The organism is Desulfonatronospira sp. MSAO_Bac3 (genome assembly GCF_003838035.1).
Lineage (GTDB): Bacteria > Desulfobacterota > Desulfovibrionia > Desulfovibrionales > Desulfonatronovibrionaceae > Desulfonatronospira > Desulfonatronospira thiodismutans.
Genome location: NZ_QYZY01000232.1, coordinates 1 through 6,631 on the forward strand (window position 1 = coordinate 1; position 6,631 = coordinate 6,631).

Here is a 6,631-nt window from a genome sequence, read left to right on the forward strand (position 1 = left end):
GCTCTGGTTATCACCGTACCGCTTTTAAGCCTGATTATCTGGCTGATAATCATGGCAGGCAGCCTGTGGTGGGTATGGGCCTTCGCACTGGTCTCTTTGTTTCAGCTGGTGATGATGGTCCTTTACCCCATGCTTATTCTGCCCCTTTTCAACAGGCTGACTCCGCTGCCTGATGAGGAACTCAGGCAAAGGCTCATGAATCTTGCCGACAGGGCAGGGTTCAAGGCCAGAACCATCCAGGTCATGGACGGAAGCAAACGGTCCGGGCATTCCAACGCCTTTTTCACCGGCTTCGGCAGGTTCAGGCGTATCGTATTTTTTGATACACTGATTGAGCAGCTTGAACCCCGGGAACTCGAGGCAGTGCTGGCCCATGAGATAGGTCACTACAAAAAAGGGCATGTGCCAAGAATGCTGGCTATTTCCGCAGCCATGTTCCTGGCCGGCTTCGCCCTGGCTGCCTTGCTGCTTGAAACCCCGGCCTTCATCCAGGCTTTCGGATTTCAGCCGGAGCATGCAGGTCCGGGCCCTGCACTCCTGCTTTTTGCTCTGCTGGCCGGGGTGGTTGCTTTCTGGCTCAGTCCTTTGATGGGTGCTCTATCCAGGAAACACGAATACCAGGCTGACAGTTTTGCTGCAAAGCAACTGGGAGACGTGCAACCCATGATCAGGGCGTTGACCAGGCTGGGTACAGAAAACCTGGCCAACCTGACCCCGCATCCTTTATACAGTGGTTTTTACTACTCGCACCCGACTCTGATGGAGCGTATAGGTGCCCTGGAGCAGGCGGCAGAGGGAAAAGAAAAAGCACCGCCGCCTGCCTGATTCAGCTGGGTTCATCCCAGGGCGCCCGTGCCCAGAAGCACCAGCCATAAAAGGATGAAAACCAGTACTGCGATCAACCAGATATCTTCTGATTTCATTGTTATATCTCCTTGGTGGTTATGATAATAAATTCGTCCCCGGGCACCGGGATTATGGAACCCGGGGACGGTCTGTCAGTTTCAGCCAGTTGGATCAGGTCACCTCGTGGACAACAATTTTGGATTCCGTTTCAGCCCGACGGATCTGGTCATTGGTAATGGTGGCCATTTCCGCCTTGAAGCACAGAGCCCACATCATGATAATCCCCAGGATCCACCAGACTATCTGCCATGACCAGGCCGCAGGAAAGCCGGCAAAGGAAAAAAGACCCCAGTTGCTCATCATGGCCAGGGGACCGGCGGCAAAGAGAAACCACACGGGTATAATGTATTTCATTGAGTTACGCCAGGTTCTGCCTCTGGGGCCTGGCTCTTCAATGTTGTCCAGCCAGGAGCGTACTTCTTTCTGCCTGTCCATGGTAGCCTGGTTGTCGGTTCCTCCCAGAAACCTGCTCAGGTAGGCAACCAGCAGCCCGGTTCCTATACCCCAGGCCGCGCAGTGAATGGTCAGGGGATTGGGGAAGACGTAATAGGTGATGAATACTGCTATAAGCCCGGCCAGGATTCCCAGAACCGTTCCAATGGAAGGCCAGCGGAATCCCCAAAGGGTGCCCATGAGAGGGATGTACATGATAAAACCCAGGGCTGTGGCCAGGGCCCCCAGGATAACCAGAGCCGCCTGGGAGGTCAGCCCCACAATCAGGGCCAGTATGGTCAGAATGGTCACAAAAAGGCGGTTCATCCAGATCTGCTCGGCATGGCCGCCCTGTTTGTTTCTGATTTTGAGCCACCAGACATCGCGCAGCAGCATGGAACCGGCAGTGCCTATGTACGGGGCTGCCGTGGAGTGCATGGCCGCGATGAGTCCGATAAAGCAGATGCCCAGCACAAAGGGCGGAAGAAACTTGGCCATGAGCATAGGCACAACGTCTGAATCCCTGGCCGGATCAATGAGGCCCTGCATGTCCAGAATCTGGCCTCCCAGTCCCTGAAAGGCAGTAAAGAAAAACATGGCGAAGCCCACCAGGAATGCGGACATGAAAACCTGCTGCCAGGCGAAAGGCCTGGGATTCTTGTTGGCGAACTGCCACATGGTAAAGGCCGGTGAAGACTGAATACCCATGAGAGAGAAGAGGTAGGTAAGAATCATCAGGGCTGTCCATTTCTCCTGTCCCACAGTGAATTCCATTATGCTTGGTATTTCCAGAAATTTGTCCGGCATGTTTTGTATTTCCTGACTCATATGGCTCCAGCCACCGAAATGGACCAGGACATAAGCTCCAACAGTCAACATGGCCACCATGAGCAGGATAAACTGGACCACGCCCACCCAGGTGCTGGCCTTAAGACCTCCGGTGACCACGTAGAACCAGACAATAAAGGCCATGAGAATGGCTCCCCAGGAAAGAGGGAAGCCGGTCACCCAGTGAAAGAGGGCGCCTGCAGCCATGAGCTGGATGGCTGCATAAAAAATCCCGAAAAGAATGGCCGTGAGCACTGCAAGCCAGCGTACTCCTTCCCGGTTGTAATAATAGGCGTACATGTCTCCCGGGGTGACGAAACCGTATCTCTTGCCCATGAGCCAGGCCCTTTTGGCGAAAAAGGACCCTGTCAATGGTATGGTCAGGGCATAAAAGGATACAAAGCCATAAGCAAGCCCGTACTGCCAGATGAGCCCCGGATGGCCGATAGTGGTCCAGCCGCTGAAGGAAGCTGCTGTTGCGGCCATGAGAAAGGCAATCATGGGGATCTGGCGTCCGCCTATGGAATAGCCGTAGGAGGTTTTTTCCGTGAAAAAACCCTTCAAGCCCCAGGAAAAACAGTAAATAATGTACAGGGAAAGAAAAACCCATACCCACGTTGTGTCGATCTCCATCCTCCTTAACCTCCTTTTAGTATAACTTGTCTGTAAATAAAATAGATGTAACCATTCAGGGGGCACAGGGGGGCAGTCCCCGCGACACTTTTCCTGCACAATACAAAAAGTTCAGACGCGAAATTTTGTGAAACTGCATAATTAGAACTTAGCGGGTACAGTCCCCTGGTCTTGGGCCGTTAGTCACCATCGAGGACCCCCTGAATGGTTACAAATAGATGACCAGGAAGAGCAGGGAGAATAAAACGCTCTTCCCGCCTTTCCTGGTCCTTGTGAATGTTTTGCCTGTCCTGTTTTAGAAAAAGCGTCGCCTGATACAGCCCGCCCTGCACAGGTCTTTCAAGGTCCAGGCAGCATTGACCTGCATCTTGTGCACCAGATAGATGAACAGGTATGCCGTCTGCAGGGCATCGGTAAAGGCATTGTGCTCAGTAAACAGCGGCAGCCCGAATTCCCGGCTCAGCTTCCTCAGGTTATAGGAATATTCCTCGTAGCATTCATAAGCGCCCGTCCACTGGCCTTCACGGTACTGCCTGGCCAGACGCATGGTGTCAATGCAGGGATTGTGAAGTTCTCCTCCGAATTCTTTTTTCAGTTCCCTGTTGATTACACTTATATCCAGGTTGATATTGTGACCGACTATTATGGAGTTTCCGCAGAAATCCAGCAGACCCTGCAGGGCTTCTTTGAGTGGAGGGGCCTTCTGGGCCTCTGAAGGAGTAATTCCGTGAATAACTATGCTTTGCTTGGGAACGTCCCTGGTGGGACAGGCACAGAAGTAAAAGCTCTGTTCCATGTCTATGCGCATTTCGCTTATGCGCAGAGCTCCTATGGTAACTATCTCGTCTTTTTTGACGTTTAAGCCTGTAAGTTCCGTATCCAGAACCACAAAATCGTACTCATTCAGGGGCCTGCTTTGATCCAGGGCATCGAAATATTCTTTGCTCCGGGCCAGCAGGGGATGAGCAGGCCGGCTGTCTTCTCTGCTGAAGGGCCAGGCAAATCCTGACAGGATATTTTGAGTAAGTAGGTTCAACGAAGCCATATTATGCCTCTTTTAATTGCTGTACGTCCGGGTATAGGGATCAGCAGCCTGCAGGAAAAAAATGCACTGGAAATATGTAACCATTCAGGGGACAGATACCGGCCAGGGGACAGTCCCCGCGACACTTTTACTGCACAACTGAAAAGTACAGACGCAAAATTTTGTGAAGCATCATAATCATAACTTAGCGGGGACAGTCCCCTGGCCTTGTGCCATCAGCCACCACCGAGGTCCCCCTGAATGGTTACGGAAATATTATCCAGGAGATGTAGTGGCCTTGATCAACCGTAACCATTCAGGGTAATGCCTAAGCCGGCCATAAATGAACACCGGGGACACTCTGAATGTTTACCATCAACCCATGTTCAGCTTGAAGGTTTCTTTAAGAAAGCTCTGCAGGTTGCTGATGACCGAAAAGGCCCCCTTGAGGGTCTGTTTTTCCAGGTCGCTTAATTCTGCAGGGTCAATATAATTGTGCGGCTGTTCACCTGCCTCCATGAGCTTTAGCTGGTTTACGAATCTAAGCTGCATCTGAAATTCATAGGATTCCCTGGCCCGCACAAACAGGTTGTGAGGCATATGCCCTTCCCGGTCAAGCATCTCCAGTCTTTCCAGAGTGTTGGTTTCCATTATTCCATGCTTCAAAGCCATGACCCGGGCAAAATCCCAGAAGGGTACCAGCCCCCTGGCTTTCAGATCCAGGCGGTTTTTATGTTCTCCATCGCGGTCCACAATGAAGTTTTTGAAAAAACTAAGAGGGGGTTTGGTGCGAAAACAGTCCTGGGCCAGGTAGCGCAGGAACATGTCCTTGCCTTTTACCAGGCTTTGCAGCTCGTCCTTGAGCTCCTGGCCCAGCACCATATCACCGTAGGCCGGGCGAAAATCAAAAAATATGGTTGAATTGAGGACCTCCTGGGGCTCGGGCCTGTTTACCCATCTGGAGAAATACTGCTTCCACACGGAAAGGGGTTGCCGCCACTTGGGGTTGGAGGCCATGTTGCCTCCCTGGCACAGAGGATAGCCGCATTTAACCAGGTGATTTATGGCTTCCTCTCCGAAGGTCTCGAAATATTTTTCCGCCTTTTGTTTCTGCTCTTCATTTTCTGGATCCTGGTAGACCAGGGCATTGTCCTGGTCTGTGCGGAAGGTCTGCTCCTTGCGCCCTTCGCTGCCCATGAGCAGCCAGCAGAAAGGTACCGGAGGCGGCCCCAGCTGTTCCTGGAGAAGTGTCAGAAGCCTTGTGAGTATCAGGTCGTTGAGGATGGTGATCATCCTGGTAATATTGTTGGCCTTGGCCCCTTCTTCAATGAGAGGACGGACCACCAGGGGGACTTTCAGGGACAGCTCGTAAAGCCTTTCAATCCTGTTCTGGTGCATTATCTCCTTGAAAAGATAAACAGGGGATTCACCCTGGAGAACCAGGATGTCGTGACTTGTAATTACTCCGATGATCCTGTCTTCGTCCTGCACCGCCAGGTGGTGAATGCGGTTGCTCATCATGTCCAGGAGGGCATCAAAGCAGACCCTTTGGGCTGATATGGTTTTTATCGGCGAACTCATAACCTTTTCCACTTCTGTGGAGTAGGGCAGACCCCTGGCCACGACCTTGGAGCGTATATCCTTGTCCGTGATGATTCCGGAAACTTTTCCGTATTCGTTCCTGATAAGCAAAGACCCTATGCCCAGATCAGACATGCGTTGAGCAGCCTGCTGCACGCTCTGGACAGGGGTGATGATTTCCGGTTTTCTGCGGATGACGTCATTGACCTTTACCGTAAACAGGTAAAGCGATCCCTCAGTCTTGGGGGTAAGTCTTTCCTTGCGCAGTTCATCAAGAGACTTCTGAACATAATCCCTGGAAAAAACCTTGAGATAATGCTGGGCAAATCCTGGATGGGTTTTTAAAAGCTCCAGAAAGGACTTTTTGGGGAAAAGAAAGCAGAAAGTATCCTCCACAGCCTCTACGGTCATGCTGGACCTTGATCCCCGGATCACCGCCAGTGCCCCAAAAACCGAGCCCTCTCCACGGTAGTCCTTGAGGCTTATCTCCCCGGCCTGGTCCTGGAGATAAATTTTGACACCTCCTTTCTGGATCAAGTAAACATAATTTACTTCAGACACATCCTGGGTAAGAACCCTGGTGCCTTTGGGATAAAAATCCACATTGGCGTTCTTGGCCAGGTTTACCAGAGTACTGTGCTCCAGATCCTTAAAAGGGAGGACACCCTGGAGAAAGTCCACCACCATATCCGGGTCATGGGCCTGCAGGCCTTCTTTTTTCTGTCCAAACATCTTGTTCTCTTGAATTGATTTAATTAAAAGATACGGCGCTACAGTCGAAAAACGGCTTCTGACACAGAAACACCACGAAAATTAAGTAGCAATTCAACAACAGGGGGTTGATCAACCATAACCATTCATGGGGGGCGGAATCACGCCTCTGGCGTGATTGGGGACCGTGACCGGTGACAGTCCCCGCGACACCTTGTCTTCACAATCACCAGAATTACAAGCGCAAAATTCCGTGATCCTGCACAGACCTGCACAGCGAGGGACAGTCCCCAGGCCTTGTGCCAGTAATCAACATTCAGGACCCTCTGAATGGTTACGATCAACCCATTGCCGGGACAACCTTTGATTGATTCAGCTGGTTTTCATGCGGCAAGGTTTTTTTCCTCCGGGTTGCGTCAAAAGTACTGCTGTTCACCAGGGTTTGCGTGCCTGATATGTTATGAACAATACAGACAGTATTTTGACCTGCATCCTGTTTTAGATAAACGGAGTTAA

At 51.5% G+C, this 6,631-nt stretch carries 4 protein-coding genes; 1 reads left to right on the top strand and 3 read right to left on the bottom strand.

Annotation, left to right across the window (positions count from 1 at the left end; translation table 11 throughout):
• On the top strand, window positions 1-825 hold an 825-nt coding region (locus D5S03_RS07890; RefSeq protein ID WP_287043374.1), incomplete at its 5' end, for a M48 family metallopeptidase.
• 192 nt (window positions 826-1,017) lie between these two features.
• Here the strand turns inward: D5S03_RS07890 and D5S03_RS07895 are convergent.
• The 3 genes from D5S03_RS07895 to D5S03_RS07905 all read right to left on the bottom strand — a co-directional run bounded on the left by D5S03_RS07895 (window position 1,018) and on the right by D5S03_RS07905 (window position 6,136).
• Window positions 1,018-2,799, bottom strand: a complete 1,782-nt coding sequence (locus D5S03_RS07895) for a sodium:solute symporter family protein (protein ID WP_008868873.1) — start codon at window positions 2,797-2,799, stop codon at window positions 1,018-1,020.
• A gap of 295 nt (window positions 2,800-3,094) precedes the next feature.
• Window positions 3,095-3,844, bottom strand: a complete 750-nt coding sequence (locus D5S03_RS07900) for a 3'-5' exonuclease (protein WP_008868872.1) — start codon at window positions 3,842-3,844, stop codon at window positions 3,095-3,097.
• Window positions 3,845-4,198: 354 nt separating this feature from the next.
• Window positions 4,199-6,136, bottom strand: coding sequence for a DUF294 nucleotidyltransferase-like domain-containing protein (locus D5S03_RS07905; RefSeq protein ID WP_287043376.1), 1,938 nt, complete (start codon window positions 6,134-6,136; stop codon window positions 4,199-4,201).
• Window positions 6,137-6,631: the final 495 nt, after the last annotated feature.